This window comes from Hymenobacter sp. HD11105, assembly GCF_054051685.1.
The window spans coordinates 1038032-1054569 of the sequence record NZ_JBSWBR010000002.1 but is presented as its reverse complement, the minus strand read 5'-3'; the positions used below and the strand labels follow the sequence as shown (position 1 = coordinate 1054569).

At 56.6% G+C, this 16538-nt stretch carries 15 protein-coding genes; 10 read left to right on the top strand and 5 right to left on the bottom strand.

All coding sequences use genetic code 11. The features are described from left to right. Positions 1-51: 51 nt before the first annotated feature. From mnmA to ACW9KT_RS10565, 8 genes are all read left to right on the top strand, one after another. Complete coding sequence (gene mnmA / locus ACW9KT_RS10600) at positions 52-1224, top strand: tRNA 2-thiouridine(34) synthase MnmA (RefSeq protein WP_457080113.1); 1173 nt, start codon at positions 52-54, stop codon at positions 1222-1224. A gap of 13 nt (positions 1225-1237) precedes the next feature. Next, positions 1238-2002: a hypothetical protein gene (locus tag ACW9KT_RS10595; protein WP_457080111.1), complete on the top strand. Its 765-nt coding sequence runs from the start codon at positions 1238-1240 to the stop codon at positions 2000-2002. Between the two features lie 243 nt (positions 2003-2245). Further along, positions 2246-3955, top strand: coding sequence for a S8 family serine peptidase (locus tag ACW9KT_RS10590; protein ID WP_457080109.1), 1710 nt, complete (start codon positions 2246-2248; stop codon positions 3953-3955). A gap of 130 nt (positions 3956-4085) precedes the next feature. Continuing rightward, complete coding sequence (locus ACW9KT_RS10585) at positions 4086-4409, top strand: hypothetical protein (protein WP_457080107.1); 324 nt, start codon at positions 4086-4088, stop codon at positions 4407-4409. 319 nt (positions 4410-4728) lie between these two features. After that, positions 4729-5178, top strand: coding sequence for a type II RES/Xre toxin-antitoxin system antitoxin (gene parS, locus ACW9KT_RS10580; RefSeq protein WP_457080105.1), 450 nt, complete (start codon positions 4729-4731; stop codon positions 5176-5178). A gap of 12 nt (positions 5179-5190) precedes the next feature. Next, on the top strand, positions 5191-5652 hold the full coding sequence (locus tag ACW9KT_RS10575; protein ID WP_457080103.1) for an RES family NAD+ phosphorylase: 462 nt from the start codon (positions 5191-5193) through the stop codon (positions 5650-5652). 169 nt (positions 5653-5821) lie between these two features. Continuing rightward, positions 5822-6541, top strand: a complete 720-nt coding sequence (gene rpe, locus ACW9KT_RS10570; RefSeq protein ID WP_457080101.1) for a ribulose-phosphate 3-epimerase — start codon at positions 5822-5824, stop codon at positions 6539-6541. Positions 6542-6591: 50 nt separating this feature from the next. Further along, positions 6592-9048, top strand: coding sequence for a TonB-dependent receptor (locus tag ACW9KT_RS10565; protein ID WP_457080099.1), 2457 nt, complete (start codon positions 6592-6594; stop codon positions 9046-9048). Positions 9049-9282: 234 nt separating this feature from the next. Here ACW9KT_RS10565 and ACW9KT_RS10560 read toward each other — a convergent pair whose 3' ends face one another. The 5 genes from ACW9KT_RS10560 to ACW9KT_RS10540 form a co-directional block, all read right to left on the bottom strand. Continuing rightward, on the bottom strand, positions 9283-10266 hold the full coding sequence (locus tag ACW9KT_RS10560; protein ID WP_457080097.1) for a hypothetical protein: 984 nt from the start codon (positions 10264-10266) through the stop codon (positions 9283-9285). Positions 10267-10399: 133 nt separating this feature from the next. After that, complete coding sequence (locus tag ACW9KT_RS10555; protein WP_457080095.1) at positions 10400-10996, bottom strand: helix-turn-helix domain-containing protein; 597 nt, start codon at positions 10994-10996, stop codon at positions 10400-10402. A 116-nt stretch (positions 10997-11112) separates the two neighbouring features. After that, a complete protein-coding gene (locus ACW9KT_RS10550; RefSeq protein WP_457080093.1) occupies positions 11113-11904 on the bottom strand; it encodes a sterol desaturase family protein in 792 nt (263 codons plus the stop codon). Between the two features lie 248 nt (positions 11905-12152). Beyond that, entirely contained in the window at positions 12153-12698 is a 546-nt protein-coding gene (locus ACW9KT_RS10545) for a Crp/Fnr family transcriptional regulator (protein WP_457080091.1), read from the bottom strand. Positions 12699-12821: 123 nt separating this feature from the next. Beyond that, positions 12822-13733 (bottom strand): DUF2911 domain-containing protein, encoded by a 912-nt coding sequence (locus ACW9KT_RS10540; protein ID WP_457080089.1) that lies wholly within the window; start codon positions 13731-13733, stop codon positions 12822-12824. A 515-nt stretch (positions 13734-14248) separates the two neighbouring features. Here ACW9KT_RS10540 and hisG point away from each other — a divergent pair. Both hisG and hisD read left to right on the top strand, forming a co-directional pair. Continuing rightward, positions 14249-15100 (top strand): ATP phosphoribosyltransferase, encoded by an 852-nt coding sequence (hisG, locus tag ACW9KT_RS10535; RefSeq protein WP_457080087.1) that lies wholly within the window; start codon positions 14249-14251, stop codon positions 15098-15100. A gap of 11 nt (positions 15101-15111) precedes the next feature. Next, complete coding sequence (gene hisD / locus ACW9KT_RS10530) at positions 15112-16407, top strand: histidinol dehydrogenase (protein ID WP_457080085.1); 1296 nt, start codon at positions 15112-15114, stop codon at positions 16405-16407. Positions 16408-16538: the final 131 nt, after the last annotated feature.

The following is a 16538-nucleotide window of genomic DNA, read 5'->3' as shown; positions in this document are numbered from 1 at the left end:
TGTTATCTTTGCCACCGCGGCCGGAGCCTTGACCTCACGGGCGCTACTTCTATGACTGAAAACACACCTTTAGCGTCGTCCCCTCGCGGGCGCGTTCTCGTCGCCATGAGCGGCGGCATCGACTCCTCTGTAGCAGCTGTGCTTTTGCACGAACAAGGCTACGAGGTAGTAGGTATGACCATGAAAACCTGGGATTATGCCTCGGCAGGCGGCTCCAAGAAAGAAACCGGCTGCTGCTCCCTCGATTCTATCAACGACGCCCGCCAGATTGCCGTGCAGCTCGGCTTTCCCCACTTTATCATTGATATCCGGGACGAGTTTGGCGATTTCGTTATCAACAACTTCACCGACGAGTACCTGGCTGGCCGCACGCCCAATCCGTGTGTGCTTTGCAATACCCATATCAAGTGGGATGCATTGCTGCGCCGCGCCGATCAACTGGGCTGCCAATTCATTGCTACCGGTCACTACGCCAACGTGCGCTACGAAGATGGCCGCTACGTGGTCAGCAAAGGCTTGGACGATAACAAAGACCAATCGTATGCCCTCTGGGGCGTGTCGCAGGAGAGTTTGGCGCGGACGCTGTTTCCATTGGGCGGCATGCGCAAAACCGAGATTTACGACGAGGCTCGCCGCCGTGGCTTCACCGAACTGGTAAACAAACCCGAGAGCTACGAAATCTGCTTTATCCCTGATAACGACTACCGCGGTTTCTTGAAGCGGCGGGTAGAAGGATTGGAGGAGCGCGTAGCTGGGGGGCAATTTGTGCTGCGCGACGGCACCGTAGTTGGCAAGCACGAAGGTTACCCGTTCTACACCATCGGCCAACGCAAGGGCCTGGGCATTGCCTTAGGTTTCCCGGCTTACGTCACCGAAATCCGTCCTGATACCAACCAAGTGGTACTTGGCAACTTTGAGGACTTAGCCAGCACCACGACGGTGGTAGGCAAGCTGAATATGGGCAAGTATGCTTCGCTGGAAGGCCGGGGCCTGGTACCATCAGTTACCAAAATTCGCTACAACCACGACGGGGCAGCGGCTTTTTTGGAGCAGGTGGGCGACAAAATTTACGCTTACTTTGAAGAGCCGGTTCACGCCGTCACGCCGGGTCAGGCCGCTGTTTTCTACGAAGGCAACGACGTGCTCGGTGGCGGCTGGATTGAGCGCCACGTAATGGCTGATGCTTCTACTCAGGCTGCGGCGCTTGCCGGCTCGGCCCTTTAAATTTGCTTTCTGCATGACCCACTTCTCTCGTTCGCGTGTTTCGAATTTGCTACTTGGTCGGCGCGCTTCGGCGGTTGGTTTGTTGGCAGTATTGGCCATAGCGGCCTGTACCCGCGAAACGGAGCCCGGCCCCGATATGGGTCTGGATTATTACCCAGTAGCAGTGGGAGATTTTCGGATTTATAATGTAGTCGATTCAATTTATCAGAATAACCGGGGGACGGCCACACGTTTTCAGTTTCGGGAGCGTGTGGTCGAAACCTTTACTGATGCAGCTGGTGAAGAGGCGTATCGGGTGGTGCGCTCCCGCCGCGCCTTGCCTACCAATGCCTGGAGCGACGATAGCGTCATGATTATTAAGACGACGCCCAATACCTTGCTGCTCACCCGCAGCAACCGCCGCACTGTGGAGCTGGTGTTTCCAGTGCGCGCTGGACGTAAGTGGAACGCCAACGCCTTCAACTCTGGCGACACCATTACGGCTGAAAAGCGCGGCTACAACCGCGTAGGCCAACCTTTTGAAGCACCGGCTACCGTCGCTCAGCCTCAGCGCTATGATCAAACCGCTACCACTGCCGACACCACCGCCTACGATCTGTTCAACGTGAACATCCAGCGCCAGGTGTACGCTCGCGGCGTGGGCCCTGTATACCGTTGGCGCCGCCGCTACGTGTACGGCTGCCCGCCCGGTTCGCCCGCCGACTGCTCGCTGGTGCCCGGCTACATTGTGGGGGGCAATGCTCGGGTTGAAACCTTAGTGGAATCGGGAAAGTTGTAAGCAGCTAGCTTAAACAGACTGCGCCCGACGTCGGTAGTCTTACTACTACCGGCGTCGGGCGTTTTTGTGAGTAGTGGGGGCTTTTTGCCAAGCCCAACCATGCAACGACTTCTCTCCGGCCGGTGTTATTTACCTGATTTTAGCTGCCCGCCCGGGTCCCGAGTTATTGAATGCCGTCTGGGGGGCAAATAGGCTTCGGGCCTGTTGAATTATTTCTGTTTTGTCACTCCTTACTCGCCTCGCATGCGAATTTCCCTGCTTGTTTTAATCTGGATAAGTCTTAGTTCCGGCCTTACTACTGCTCAGGCTCAATCGAGCCCTCCCAAACCTGCTCAAACGATGGTGGCTGTGGTGGGTAGGCATATGGTTTTTTTTCGGGATAAAGCGAACTCGCCCTACAGCTTGACCCAGCCCCAGAGCTACCTGTCGGCCCGGTCTATTGAGCGACGCACCCGCCAGAACATTGCTATTCAGCCCCGCGATTTGCCCGTTAATCCCAGCTACGTAGCCCAGGTGCGGGCCGTGCCGGGCGTGCAGGTATGGTACACCTCGCGTTGGTTTAATGCCGCCGTAGTCGTCTGCGACTCCGCGACGCTGGTGAAGCTCCGGGGACTGCCGGCGGTGCAGGGCACTCAAACGCTGATTCGGGCGCAGTCGGCGCCAACGCCGGTGGTGGCCGTTAATCCGCCCTTGGCCGTGCCGCCTACCGTCACTACTGCCCCCGGCCGCCCCACTTTCGGCCCCGGCTACGGGCAGGCTCAGATGCTGGGTGCCGTGGCTATGCACGATGCCGGCTTTCGGGGCGAGGGCATGCACATTGCCGTGTTCGACGGCGGTTTCACGGGCGTTGATCGGCTGCCGGCTTTTGCGCCATTGTTTCAGGAGCAGCGCCTGCTGAGTACCTATAATTTCGTTGACCGCAACCAATCGGTGTACAGTCGGGCCGAGCACGGCACGCAGTGTTTATCTACGATGGCTGCCAATCAGCCCGGTTTTTTTGTCGGTACGGCGCCTAAGGCGAGCTATCATTTGATGGTGACGGAGGATGTAAAGTCGGAGCATCCAGTGGAAGAAGCCAACTGGCTGCTAGCGGCCGAGTATGCCGACTCGGTGGGCGTGGATATTATCAGCTCCTCTTTGGGCTACAACGACTTCGACCAGCCCTCACCTGATTATACTTACGCTGACCTGAACGGCCGCACGGCCATTTCGTCGCGCGCGGCTACCGTGGCGGCTCGCGTGGGAATCCTAGTCGTCAACAGCGCCGGCAACGAGGGCAGCAGCTCCTGGCGCTACGTTAATACTCCCGCCGATGCCGATTCTATCCTGACCGTGGGGGCCGTCGACTCGCTGCTCTTGCAGCGGGCCGTATTCAGTTCCGTTGGTCCTACCGCTGATGGGCGCATCAAGCCCACGCTGGCCGCCCAGGGCCGGGCCTCGGCCGTGCTCACGGCAGCGGGCAGAGTGGTCAATGGTAACGGTACCTCCTATGCCTGCCCCACGCTGGCGGGCTTGGCGGCGGGCTTCTGGCAAGCTAATCCGCGCCTTACGGCCCAGCAGGTGATTGCCACCTTGCAGCGCTCCGGCTCCCAGGCCGAGCGCCCCGACAACGAACTGGGCTATGGCATTCCCGACTTTGGCCGGGCCCAGCAACTCGCCGCGGGCGCAGTGCTGCCCGTAGCCGCGCCCGTGGCTGCGCGGGGGCAGCTGGCCATTTATCCCAACCCCACCCGCGATGATGCCTTGTTCTTGCAATTGACTTCTGAGCTGCAAAACGTATCTCTACAAGTGCGCCTCATCGACTCGCGGGGGCGGGTAGTGGTAGAGCAAAAAGTACCCGCTACCTCGGCACCGCAGGTTGAATTACGGCCCGGCGTACTGGCTAGTGGCACTTATACCTGCGAGGTGCGGGCTGGGCGCGTGCGCCGCTCGGTACGGTTTACTAAGCAATAATAGATTTATAATAAACAAAGCTCCCCAGGCCACCGTTTTTCCGCTTTGGGGGGCTTTTTTGTGGACTTTTGTTTGCAGTAATACCGTTATTCTTATTCACTAATAGCCTTCACTTTTCAACGTTTTCGCTGTGCTTCAACTTATGATTACCAAGCGCATTGGGCGCCGGCAATTTCACTTCACCGTCCAGGGCGGAAACTTCCACGACGTTGTATCCGAGTATGACCGCCTGAGCTTTGCCGATGTGCCCGCCTGCGGCCTCTGCGGCTCCGACAACCTCGACCTAACCTCTCGTATAGCCCAGGATAAATTCAAGTACACTAGCGTTAAGTGCCTCGACTGCCGCGGCGATGTGACCTTCGGTAAAACTCAGAAAGATGACCAAACCGTATTCCTGCGCCGCCGCGAGAATGGCGAGCTGGATTGGCAGCCCTGGAAGAAAGGAGAGAAATAAGGTCGATATTTTAGAATATACAGGCTAAACGTAGCTCGAAGCATTTGCTTCGAGCTACGTTTTTTTATGCCTTACTCAATTTGACTGTCATGCGGAGCGCAGCGAAGTATCTCGTTCGCGATAGTAGTCGGATTAGTAACCTCACTAAACACGCGAGATGCTTCAACTCCCCCTCTGCATGACCGCCAGGAGGTTTTTTTAGGGTTTGTTAATTTAGGCTCCTACTCTATTTCAGTGTGTTATCGAACAAAAGGAATATTTTCCGAGTTTAAAGGAAAATATTCCTAACTTTGAAACAACACTTAAAACCACTTCGATTATGAACACGATAGTAACAACTCGCAAAGCCAACGGAGCCGCCGGGTCGGAGCTAGCTGCGCTCAAGGCGGTGGTGAAAGATTCCTTTTCATTGGTAATGGCAGCGCGGCAAGGCATTTCGGCCGCTACGGCCATAGCAGTGGCCAGTTTGCTGCACCTGCATCCCGAGCAACTTGCCGATATTCTCAATATCACGAGCAAGACCTTGCGCACTTACCGCCAGGAGCAGAAAAATCTGAATCCCGCCCACAGCGAGCAAACCCTGAAGCTGTTGGCCTTGCACCTGCGTGGGCAGCAAGTATTTGGTGATGGCGATGCCTTCGCGCGCTGGCTCGAAAAGCCTTCCTACGGCCTCGATGATCAGGTGCCGCTCACGTTGCTGGAGACTAGCGGCGGCATCGACTTAGTGCTGGAAGAGCTAGACCGCATTGCCTACGGCGACTTAGCTTAAGCGCACGGCAGGGTGGAAGTATACCGTATTTGTTTGGCGGAGTACGCCCAGGATTTATTTGCTTCGGGTAACCGGGGGCGTTGGAATTCCAAGGGTCATTTCGTGATTTACACGGCCAGCAGCCGGGCCTTGGCCTGCCTAGAAAACGTGGTGCATAGAGGCGGAGAGGGTTTGAATCAACGTTTCAAGGTACTCGTCATTGACGTTCCCGATAATCTGGCCGTGGAGACTATCAGCCTCGAAGAATTGCCCCCCAACTGGCATAAAACTCGTAGCTACGCCCTGTGCCAGCCCTTGGGCGACGCTTGGTACGAGCGGCGCACCGCACCTGTACTGCGAGTGCCATCTTCTATTATTGCCAGCGAGTACAATTACATTCTGCACGCTCGCCACCCCGATTTTGCCCGCATTCGTATTCGCCAGCGCGAAGAGTTTGCCTTCGATCCGCGCATTAAAGCAGAAAATCAGGAGTAGGCTTCAAGCTTATACTAACGTCTGTCATGCAGAGCGGAGCAAAGCATGACAGACGTTAAATGGCATTAGATTCACTGTTCAACTTCACTTTTGCAAAGCAAACCGGTGCAAGACAATTGATGAGTGCAAACTGCATCCAAGCTCGCGCCCAAACGCTTACCTTCGCGGTATGACTTCTCCCCGCCGCCTAGCCCCGTTGTTGGCTCCTTCGCTGCTCGCTGCCGATTTTGCTAATCTGCAATTTGAAATCGAACGTCTCACTGGCAGCGCCGCTGACTGGCTGCACTGCGACATCATGGACGGCCGTTTTGTGCCGAACATCTCCTTTGGCATACCCGTGCTACAGGCCATCGGCCGCCACGCGAAGCAGCCGCTCGATGTGCATTTGATGATCGAAGATCCTCAGAATTACCTCAGCGCCGTGCGCGACGCGGGTGCTACAAACATTACTGTGCACTACGAGGCGTGCCCGCATCTGCACCGCGTTATTCAGCAAATCAAAGCTTTGGGTTGCCGGGCGGGCGTGGCGCTGAATCCGCATACGCCGGTGTGGCTGCTGGAAGATATTGCTGCCGATCTGGACTTGGTATGCGTGATGTCGGTGAATCCGGGCTTTGGGGGGCAAGCATTTATTCCAAATACCCTGCGTAAAGTGGCTGCGCTGAAAGAGTTGCTCGTGGATAGCGGCTCGTCGGCTCTAATTGAGATTGACGGGGGTGTGAGCCACGACAACGCTGCTGCCCTGGTCGAAGCTGGTGCCGATGTACTGGTGGCTGGTAACTTCGTATTTGGCTCGCCCGACCCAGTGGCCACGCTCGCTGAACTGCGCGCCCAACTCAGCGAAAATGAGCTGCTAACCGACGAACATGAGGGAAGCGACGAAGCCTAATGCACTTGTACCATTGCCCAAAACTGCGGCCCGTTTACTTGCTGCTGACCTTGCTACTAATTCTGCTCGGGGCGGGAGCAAAGGCTCAGCAAACCGCCGCCCGCATCCTGATCAGCGGCACCGTTCGCGATGCGGCCGGGCAACCCCTGGAACTGGTCGATGTGGGCGTAGAAGGCCAGCCAGGTGGCACAACCACAGATGTTGGGGGGCAATTCTCGCTGCGCGTAACGCCGCCCGCGCCCAGTGCGCCGGCCCTGGTGCTCGTGGCCCGGCGCATAGGTTATAAGCCATTGCACACCCCGCTCGACTTAACCAAAAATGCCCCCCAGCAGCTTACGCTGGTCGCTGATGCCCGCGCTTTGGGCAACGTAACTGTGCGCGGCCGCAACGAGCGAACAGATACCCGCGAGCAAGTAAGCCTCACCCGCATCGACCCGCGGGCGGCCAAGGAATTGCCCTCCGCGTTCGGCGATTTCAACAAGATTCTGACCACGCTGCCCGGCGTGGTGGCCAATAATGAGCTGACCAGCACCTACTCAGTGCGGGGCGGTAACTATGAGGAAAATCTCGTGTACGTGAACGGCATTGAGGTTTACCGGCCGTTTCTGGTCACGGCCGCCCAGCAGGAAGGCTTGAGTTTTATTAACCCTGATTTGGTAAGCCAAGTGGCGTTTTCGACCGGGGGCTGGCAGCCTAAGTTTGGCGATAAGCTCTCGTCGGTGCTGGATGTGGAGTACAAAACGCCGGCTCGGTTTGGAGCCTCGGGTACGGCTAGCTTGGTGGGGGGCACGGCCCACGTGGAAGCTACTTCGCCCAACAAGCGGGTGAGCTACCTGGCCGGCATTCGCTATAAGAATGCCCAGTACGTGCTGCGCTCTTTGCGCCAAGCGCAAGGCGGCTACAACCCCACGTTCTACGACGGGCAACTTTACATTAATGCGGCGCTGGGGGGTAAATCGGAGCCTCAGCGTACGAGTCTGGGGCTGCTCACGTCCTTTGCCCACAACGACTACCGCTTCACGCCCGAAACCGGCCAGAGCACTTTCAGCACCGCCACCAACCAGTTTACCCGCCTCTTCATTGCCTACGACGGCCGCGAGCGGATGCAATACGATACCTATCAGGGCGGCCTGAATCTGCGCCACGCTTTTACGCCGAACCTTACGGGTGAGCTGCTGGCTGGGGGGCTAATTTCGCGGGAGTTTGAGTTTCGGGACGTGGAAGCCAGCTACCGCTTCGCCGACATCAACGTTGATCCAAATTCGCCCGACTTCAACCGGCCCGTCCGTATCCGCGACCTGGGCTCGCGATTCGACAATTCGCGCAATTATCTCAACGCCCGCCTGGCTACTTTAGAAGCGCGCGGCACTTGGACGCCCACTGCCCGTCATACGCTGCGCTGGGGGGCAAAAGCCGGCCGCGAGCACATCGAGGACACACTCAACGAATACGGCTTCGTCGACTCCGCCGGCTTCGTGCCCGACAGCCGCCTGACCCGCCTGCGCACCGATTTGGTCCTGCAAAGCGAGCGGTACCAGGGTTACGCTCAGCACACCATCACCTTCGATTCTTTGCGCACGCTCACCTACGGCGTGCGGGCCCATTATTGGAGCGTGAGTAAGCAATTGGTGGTGAGTCCGCGGGTGCAGTACTCGTTTATCACCCGCCGCAACCCGGATTTGTCGTTTAAAGTGGCGGCGGGTGTTTATTACCAGCCGCCGTTTTATCGGGAACTGCGCAACCAGTTGGGTCTGCTGAATCCAGAGTTGCGGGCTCAGCGCTCCCTGCATTTCATTGCTGGTCAGGATCTGAAGTTTGAGCAGTGGGGCCGTCCGTTCCGCTTCACCGGCGAAATGTACTTCAAGTACCTCACCGACGTGGTGCCCTACGACATCGACAACGTTCGTCTGCGCTACTTTGCCCGTAACAACGCCACCGCCTACGCCGCCGGCCTCGACGCCCGCGTGGCCGGGGAGTTCGTGCCCGGCACCGAGTCGTGGTTTAGCCTGGGCCTGCTCACTACCCGCGAAAACCTCGACGACGACTTCATCACCGTCCGCGACGCCGACGGCAACGAAATCGGCCGCCAGGAAAAAGGCTACATCCGCCGCCCCTCCGATCAACGCATAAACGTAGGCGTGTTCCTGCAAGACCACTTGCCCAACAACCCTTCGGTGAAAGGCTACGTGAATCTCGTCTTCGGCTCCGGCCTGCCGTTTAGTCCGCCCAACCTGCCCGAGGAGCGCGGCACCACTGAACTTACCCGCTCCTACAAGCGTGTGGACCTGGGCTTTTCCAAAGTGCTCACTCTGCGCAACTCCGAACAACCGGCCCGCCGGATGGGGCAGCTGGAGAGTCTGTGGCTGGGTCTGGAAATCCTGAACGTGCTGGGAGCAAATAACGTGGGTGGCTACAGCTACCTGCAAGACGTGAACGGCGACACCTATTCCGTTCCAAATTACCTGTCTCAGCGCGTTATGAATTTGCGGGTGATTGCTCGGTTTTGAGATACTGTAGAAGTTACAGGTATAGTCAACTAGAGCTAAAAACTAGGTTAGCTCCCCTCCTCAGATGAGGAGGGGTTGGGGGGTGGTTGATAATCGTTGCACAGCAACTAAAACTAGAGCTAATGTTTAGCCTTATACTTGTTCTAGCAGCATCAACCACCCCCAGCCCCTCCTCATCTGAGGAGGGGAGCTAACCTAGCTTTTAGCTTTCTAGCTTTAGTTTACTAAAACTTGTTAATGAGCCGTCACCAGCCCAAAGCGGCCACCTTTCACATCCAGAACGACGGTGTGGTGCACAAATGGCTCATTGCCCAGCATGCCACCCATACCGCTAACCCGCATCATCAGATTCTGTAGAAAGCTGGTGCCTTCTATATTAGTGACAGTGCCGAGGGCAACCTGTTGACGACCAAAGCCAAGCTGAGCAGCAGTTGGCACCGTGTGAGCTGTGAGAGGCTTTCCCCAGGAATTGACCTTTGACGTTTGAACGAGAGCTTTTGGTTGAGCTAATTCATCCCAAATAGCCCGACTGGTCAGTAAGGCAAAGGCGCTGGTGCCCGAGTCGTAAAGCAACTGCTGCGACTCGCCTTCCAGTTGAGGCGTCAGCAACACCCGGCGACTGTCGAAAGTAAGCGGTACGAACGCCATGCGCTGATTCAGACTGTCGGGCACGGCGGTTGAAAGGGTGATTTGCTGCTGGGGGTAGTCAATAATAAGCACCCGGCCGTCAAGCAAATCGGTGCCGATGGTACCTATGATCAAGTAGTCGCCGCTGGTTGTTGCTGGCAACTCACTGGTGCCGTAGGGGATTACCTTGATGGAGTGAGCTAGTATTTGCCCATTTCCTAGGCCAAACCGAAAGTTGTTTACGGTGTCGCGTTGTGCTGAAAAATCCAGCTGCATAGCAGAGTACTGCTTCTGCAGCGCTGCCAGCGGATGAGCATACAGTACGGAATAAGGCGCGCCGGTATCGAACTGCATGTAGCAGGGATGGGAGTAGCCTGGCACCCGGACTGGCACCAGAAGCCCGGCATGGGCTACGGTGCCGCTGCCCGTATTCGTCGCGTGCCACGCGAAGGGCAGCGTAGCGGGCAGCCCCGTTACCTCCAACTGATTTTTGGGCGCCTGAAACATCTTGCGAGCATAAAAATACCCGCCGATTCCACTCACGATAAGCAGGGCAATTACACTAAGGAGGATTTTGTAAGAGGTTTTCATAAGGCGCTACTAAGGGCTGTTAACTGAGGTGAAAGTAGCCCTGCTGCTGTCCTTGGTCGTGCGCCATTTTTACGTCATTTGGCCGCCACTGCGTGTATCGTGTTTGAAATCAGTATTTTATACTTAGTCAAGCTTAAAGCCGTACTGGATATAAATCCAGGTGGCCCCGGCGCAGCCGCAGACCGTTGTAGCAGATGGCGGCTACATTCAGGGCATACGTGAGGATGAGTAGACCAAGAAAGCTGAAGGGGAAAACTACTTTGTAGTACTTCGCTGCCGCCAGGTGCGCTACCAGCGCTATTAGGAAGAGAAAGAAGCTGCCTACTTGCCACAGAACCTGAAAGCCAATCACTCGGCGGCCCACCTCCGCTACGTCCTGCGTATCAGCTTTGCGAGCCCGCCACAGCAGCAACGGCACGATAATATTGAGCAGCGGCAACACCAGAAAGCTGAGCGCACTTAAGTTGAGCAGCTGCAAAAACTGTGGATCGGTGCGCATGGCAGCGGGTGAGGAGCCAGGCTGCTGCGGTGGCTCGGGCGCCGTTTGGAAATCATCCAGTGAAACATCCAAAGCAGTAGCCAGCGCCAGCAGCGTATGGCCCCGTGGAACTGTCTCACCCCGCTCCACCCGCTGAATCGTGCGCAGGCTCACGCCCGAGCGCTCCGCCAATACCTCCTGGGAAAGGCCTCGCTCTTTTCGAAGGGCAACGATATGACTGGATGAAAACATGCCGCTATGGAGATTGGAGGTCGAAGGAGCAGCAAGTATACTTGTTTTGGCTAAGTAGATATTGCTAGAATAGACCGGACAATAATTTGCCCGGTCTAGCTATTTGCCAACAATTGTTACTCCTGAGCATCCTTATGCACGTCCCGAAACCCGAGCATCGGCAGTAGCTGCTCTTCCTTCTCGGCGTCGAAGCCGCAGGTGGCGCGAAACTCGCAGGGGTTGCAGTAGGTGCCGAAGAGCATGTCCCACCACACGATGTCGCCGTAGTTGTGGGCATGTTTTTGGTACTCGTGGTGAATGCGGTGCATTTCGGGGCGCTGAAAAATGTAGCCGATCCACTGCGGAGTGCGCACGTTGGTATGGTAGAAAAACTCGCCTAGGGCTGTGCAGAGCGTATAAATGCCCCCCGCCACCGGCGATAAGCCCAGCAGCGTATATATAAGGAGTCCGCCGAGCAGGGAGTTGGCCGTCATTTCCAGCGGATGCTTATAAAAGGAAGTAATGACTTCGAGGCGCTGGGGGCTGTGGTGAATCTGGTGGAAATGTTGCCAGAGAAAATCAACGGTGTGGCGCCAGCGGTGCCACCAGTAAAAGATAAACGTGGCCACGAAATAAGCCACCATCCCGCCCACAACGGGGCTCACGTGCGCCGACAAGTGAAACACCGAGTAGGCCGAAAACCACTTTTCCCAACTCACACCGGCCAGCAACACCACCAGCAACTGCAGAAAATTCAGCGCCAGCACGCGCCGAGTCCAGGTCGGAACGGGGGGCAATTTCCAGCCCGGCACAATACGCTCCAGGATGAAGCAGCCTATGAATACCAGAAAAATAATGAGCAGCGTGGGCGGCGCGATCCATGTCCAGGTAGGAAATCCGAATTCGCACGCGAGCAATAGTAATTGCATGGCCTTTGGGGTTATGTGAATGAGTAACCCAAAGGTGGAGGCATTAGCGGAAGGCGAAATTGACGTAGATCAAGTTCGGTGGGGGAGATTTTACTTTATAATAGATGTAGTGCTTGCCGGTGCTAGTCTTACTTATGATGTCATCCTGAGCCTGCGAAGGACCTTATCACCTTGGCAAAATTAGCTTAGTAACGACTTGTTCAGGCGTGATAAGGTCCTTCGCACGCTAAGGGTGACAATTTCAATAATTACCGCCGGCCGCGCAGGCGGCTCAGCGTTTCGGGTGTCAGGCCCAAATGAGAGGCAATGTGCTTGAGTGGCACGCGCTGAAAAATGGCTGGGAAATCAGTCAGTAGCTGCTCGTAGCGGGCCGGAGCCGATTGTAGGCGCAGGTTGAGTGTGCGCCGTTCGCTGAGTACGTAGTAATTCTCCGTGATGATGCGGCCGATACAGTTAAACTCTGGAAACTGCTGATACAGGTGCTGTAGCTGCGCGTAGCTCAAGGACCAAAGCGTCGCGTCTTCGAGCAGTTCCACGTATTCGAGTGAGGGCGTTTGGGTGAAGAAGCTCACGATGGAAATGATAAAGTCGTTCTCCTTCATAAACCACGACGACACTTCCCGCCCATCCTTCAAATAAAATCCTCGCACCACGCCCCGCTCCACAAAGTACAAGCGGTGCGCCACCTGCCCCGGCTCTAGCAAGTGCGTCGCCCGAGGGAGTTGCTCCCGACGCATCAGTCGTTCAAGCTCCGCCCGTAGCTCCGCCGACAGAGGCTGCATGCTTTCCAGCAATGTTAAGAGGGGTGAGGGTGACACTGCGAGCATCGTTTTATAATTCAAAGGACTCAAAAAACGCGCTGGGGGGCGAAATTCCGGAATTTTGCCCCCAGCGCGTTCAGTTCGTCTTGCAGCAAATTAATACGCTTTAGCTTGCCAATCGGTGAGGGCGACGCGCATACCAGGTAGTTGGGCTTTAAACGTGTCGTCGTTTTTATCACCCATTTTTATGGCTTTGCGGGCGTACACGATGGCCGTGCCATAATCCTGCTTGGAAGCCAGCAAACGAGCCTTAATCCAATTATTCGTGTACACGTCTTTGAGGCGAATCGACTCATTAATATAGCGCAAGGCCAGTTCGCCCTGGATGTTGTTAACCACCATGTAGTCGGCGGCCTGCGCCAGTAGCTGCCAGTTGCCGGGGTTAGCGGCCAGGGTTTTTTGAATGCCGCGTACGGCCTGCTCGTGCACTTCCGTTTCGATAGTCATGCTGACCGTTCGCTTTTCCCAGGTCAGGTTGAGGCGGCCCGTAGTGGGTTTGATTTCCGAAAACCAATAGAGCAGATTTTCGTGGAAGGGTGCCGCTTCGGAGGAGGCTGGTACGCGCATTAGATCATCGCGCTCGTCGTAGCCCTCACTGCCCCAGTGCGTAGTGACACGGTTGAAAATGAGCAGCCAATCCTGGTTGTCTTGGGGCAGTACATAAAAAGAATACTGGCCAGCCGGCACGGCGCGGCCATTTACTTTTACCGGCTCCGAGAAGGTAATAAGCGTGTTTTCATTGGCTCCCGCCCGCCATACCTTATTCCAAGGCACCAAATTTCCCCAGATGGTGCGACCTTTTACGCCGGGCGTATGGTAATCCACCGTCACGTCGGTAAGGCCAATAGTTTGAAGCACTACTGCGTGCGGACTGGCCTGGGGTAAGGGTAACTCTGGCGCGTCACCCATTGGTTGTTGGGCCAGGGTGGGCGTACTTAGGCCTAGAAGTAAGCAACAGGCGCCACCAGTCAGTAGCAAAGAGAAAGAGCGAGCAAACAAAGGGAACATCTCAAAAAAGGTGCAAAGGGGTGGTAAAATAGGGCGGAAAAAGGAATGTATTGATCTTTCCGTAACAATAGTGCCAAACTACTGTCGGCTTCTTGCTAGTCGCCGGGCGTTCCTTGGCCGAAAGTTTTTAGCCTAAAAGTTTGGAGCCCTCGTATCTACGTGTACTTTTGCCTCGCAATCTGCCTTTATGCCCGTCGCCTCGCGCCTGTTTAGTATCCTGAGCCCTTCGGCTGCCCTGTCTTTAGGGGCCGTTGCTGGCGTAGGCGCGCCGCACCATCACCACCACGGGCATCATTCCTCTTTCTAGAGGAATCATACAAGCATATCGTCCCCGTGGGGTGAGCCGCAGTTGGCTCCCCGGCCGCCCCGCAAAGGCGGCCCCGCTCGTATTGGCCTTTGTTAGCCAATTTTCGACCGGACTTCAGCCATTTTTCCGTTTTTACGGTTCTGTCTAGAAAAGTACGAAGCAAGATTTTAAGCCGCTCGTACTACCCGTTTCTCTTTATTCCTTTCCCATGATTCGTCTGGCCATCCAGAAGTCGGGCCGCCTAAGTGAAGATTCCCTGAATCTGATCCGTGAGTGCGGTATTTCCTTCGTCAGCAGCACCTACAAGCTCAAGACCGAAGCCACCAATTTCCCCCTTGAAATCCTGTTTCTGCGCGACGACGACATCCCCGGCTACGTGCAGGATGGTGTAGCCGACCTGGGCATCGTGGGCCAGAATGTGCTGGTAGAAGCCGGCCACCCCGACCTAGAAGTAGAAGCCCTGGGCTTCAGCAAGTGCCGCCTCTCCTTGGCCGTGCCTCGGGGGGCAAATTATACCTCTGTAGCCGACTTGCAGGGCCTGAATATTGCCACTTCCTACCCCGAGATTTTGGGTCGCTACCTGGCCGGCGAAGGCGTGAAAGCGCAATTACACACCATCAGCGGTTCAGTGGAAATTGCGCCCAGCATCGGCCTGGCCGACGCCATCTGCGACATTGTTTCGTCGGGCTCCACGCTGCTCGGCAACGGCCTGCGGGAAGTAGAAACTGTGTTTCGCTCTGAAGCGGTGCTTATTGCCACCAATAATTTATCAGCCGAAAAGCAGGAGATTCTGGATCAGTTGCGCTTCCGCATGCAGGCCGTGCGCCGAGCCCGCCGCAATAAGTACATTATTCTAAATGCCCCCCAAAGTGCCCTGGAAGCGGTGCATGCCTTACTGCCTGGTATCAAGTCACCCACCGTTACGCCTTTGGCCGAGGAAGGCTGGGTATCGGTTCAATCGGTAGTGAACGAGGATGACTTCTGGCACATCACCGGCCAGCTCAAAGCCGTCGGCGCCGAAGGCATCTTGGTGCTGCCTATCGAGAAGATGATTTCTTAGTCAGTCAATATATGCAACTCATTCGCTATCCTGATATGGCCGAGTGGCCGGCTTTGCAGCAGCGGGCCGCCGCTGGTGAGGCCCGTGAGCTGGAAGAGCGCGTAGCCACCATCTTCACCGATGTGCGCCAGCGCGGCGACGAAGCCCTACGCGAATACACTGCCCGCTTCGACGGCGCCACGCTCACCAGTTTGCGCGTCAGCCCCGATGAATTAGCCGGTGCGGCTGCTCAGGTTCCTTTTGCCTTGCAAACTGCTATTCGGCAAGCCCACGCCAACTTAGAGAAATTTCACCTGCTTCAGCGCCCCGTGGAGGAGCGCATCGAAACTATGCCGGGCGTTGAGTGCTGGCGGCGGGCGGTGCCCGTGCAGCGGGTGGGGCTGTATATACCAGGCGGTTCGGCACCGTTGTTCAGCACTTTGCTGATGCTGGGTGTGCCTGCCCGGATAGCCGAGTGTCCCGACATTGTGCTCTGCACGCCACCCGCTCCGGACGGTTCCGTGAACCCAATTATTCTGTTCACGGCTCAGCTGCTGGGTATTACTACCATCGTAAAAGTCGGCGGCGCCCAGGCCATTGCCGCCTTATCTGGTGGCACCGAAAGCGTGCCGGGTGTTGACAAAATCTTCGGGCCCGGCAACCGCTACGTCACGGCCGCCAAGCAGCTGGCTACGCGCTACGGCGTGGCTATCGATATGCCCGCTGGTCCGTCGGAAGTGCTGGTTATTGCCGATTCCACCGCGAATCCGGCCTTCGTGGCCGCCGACTTACTCAGCCAGGCCGAGCACGGACCAGATTCACAAGTGCTACTGCTCACTACCTCCGACACGTTATTAGTAACGGTTGTGGAGGAAGTGGAGCGCCAACTCGCCACGTTGCCCCGGCGCGAAGTAGCTGCTCTGGCCTTGCAGGAAAGCCGGGCCATATTGCTGCGTACGCCGGAAGAGATGCTGTTTTTCTCCAATCATTACGCGCCGGAGCACTTGATTCTGGCCGTAGAAGATGCGGAGGTATATAGCGCAGGCGTCACCAGCGCCGGCTCGGTATTTTTGGGGCACCTCACGCCCGAGGCGGCCGGCGACTACGCATCCGGCACCAACCACACTTTGCCCACCAATGGCTACGCCCGCAACTACAGCGGCGTCTCGCTAGATTCTTTCCTAAAGAAAATCACCTTCCAGCGTCTGACGACTGAAGGCCTGCGCAACGTGGGCCCGGTAGTCGAGACCATGGCCGAAGCCGAAGGCCTGCACGCCCACGCCCGCGCTGTCACGTTGCGGCTGGAGAGCTTGGAAGCTTCACAATAAAAAAGAACGTCATGCAGAGGCGGAGCCGAAGCATCTCGCGGGATTAGTGGGATTACTATCCTCACTTCCGCGAGCGAGATGCTTCACCTCGTTCTGCATGACCGCCTTTCTACAATCATCCATTAGAGTAA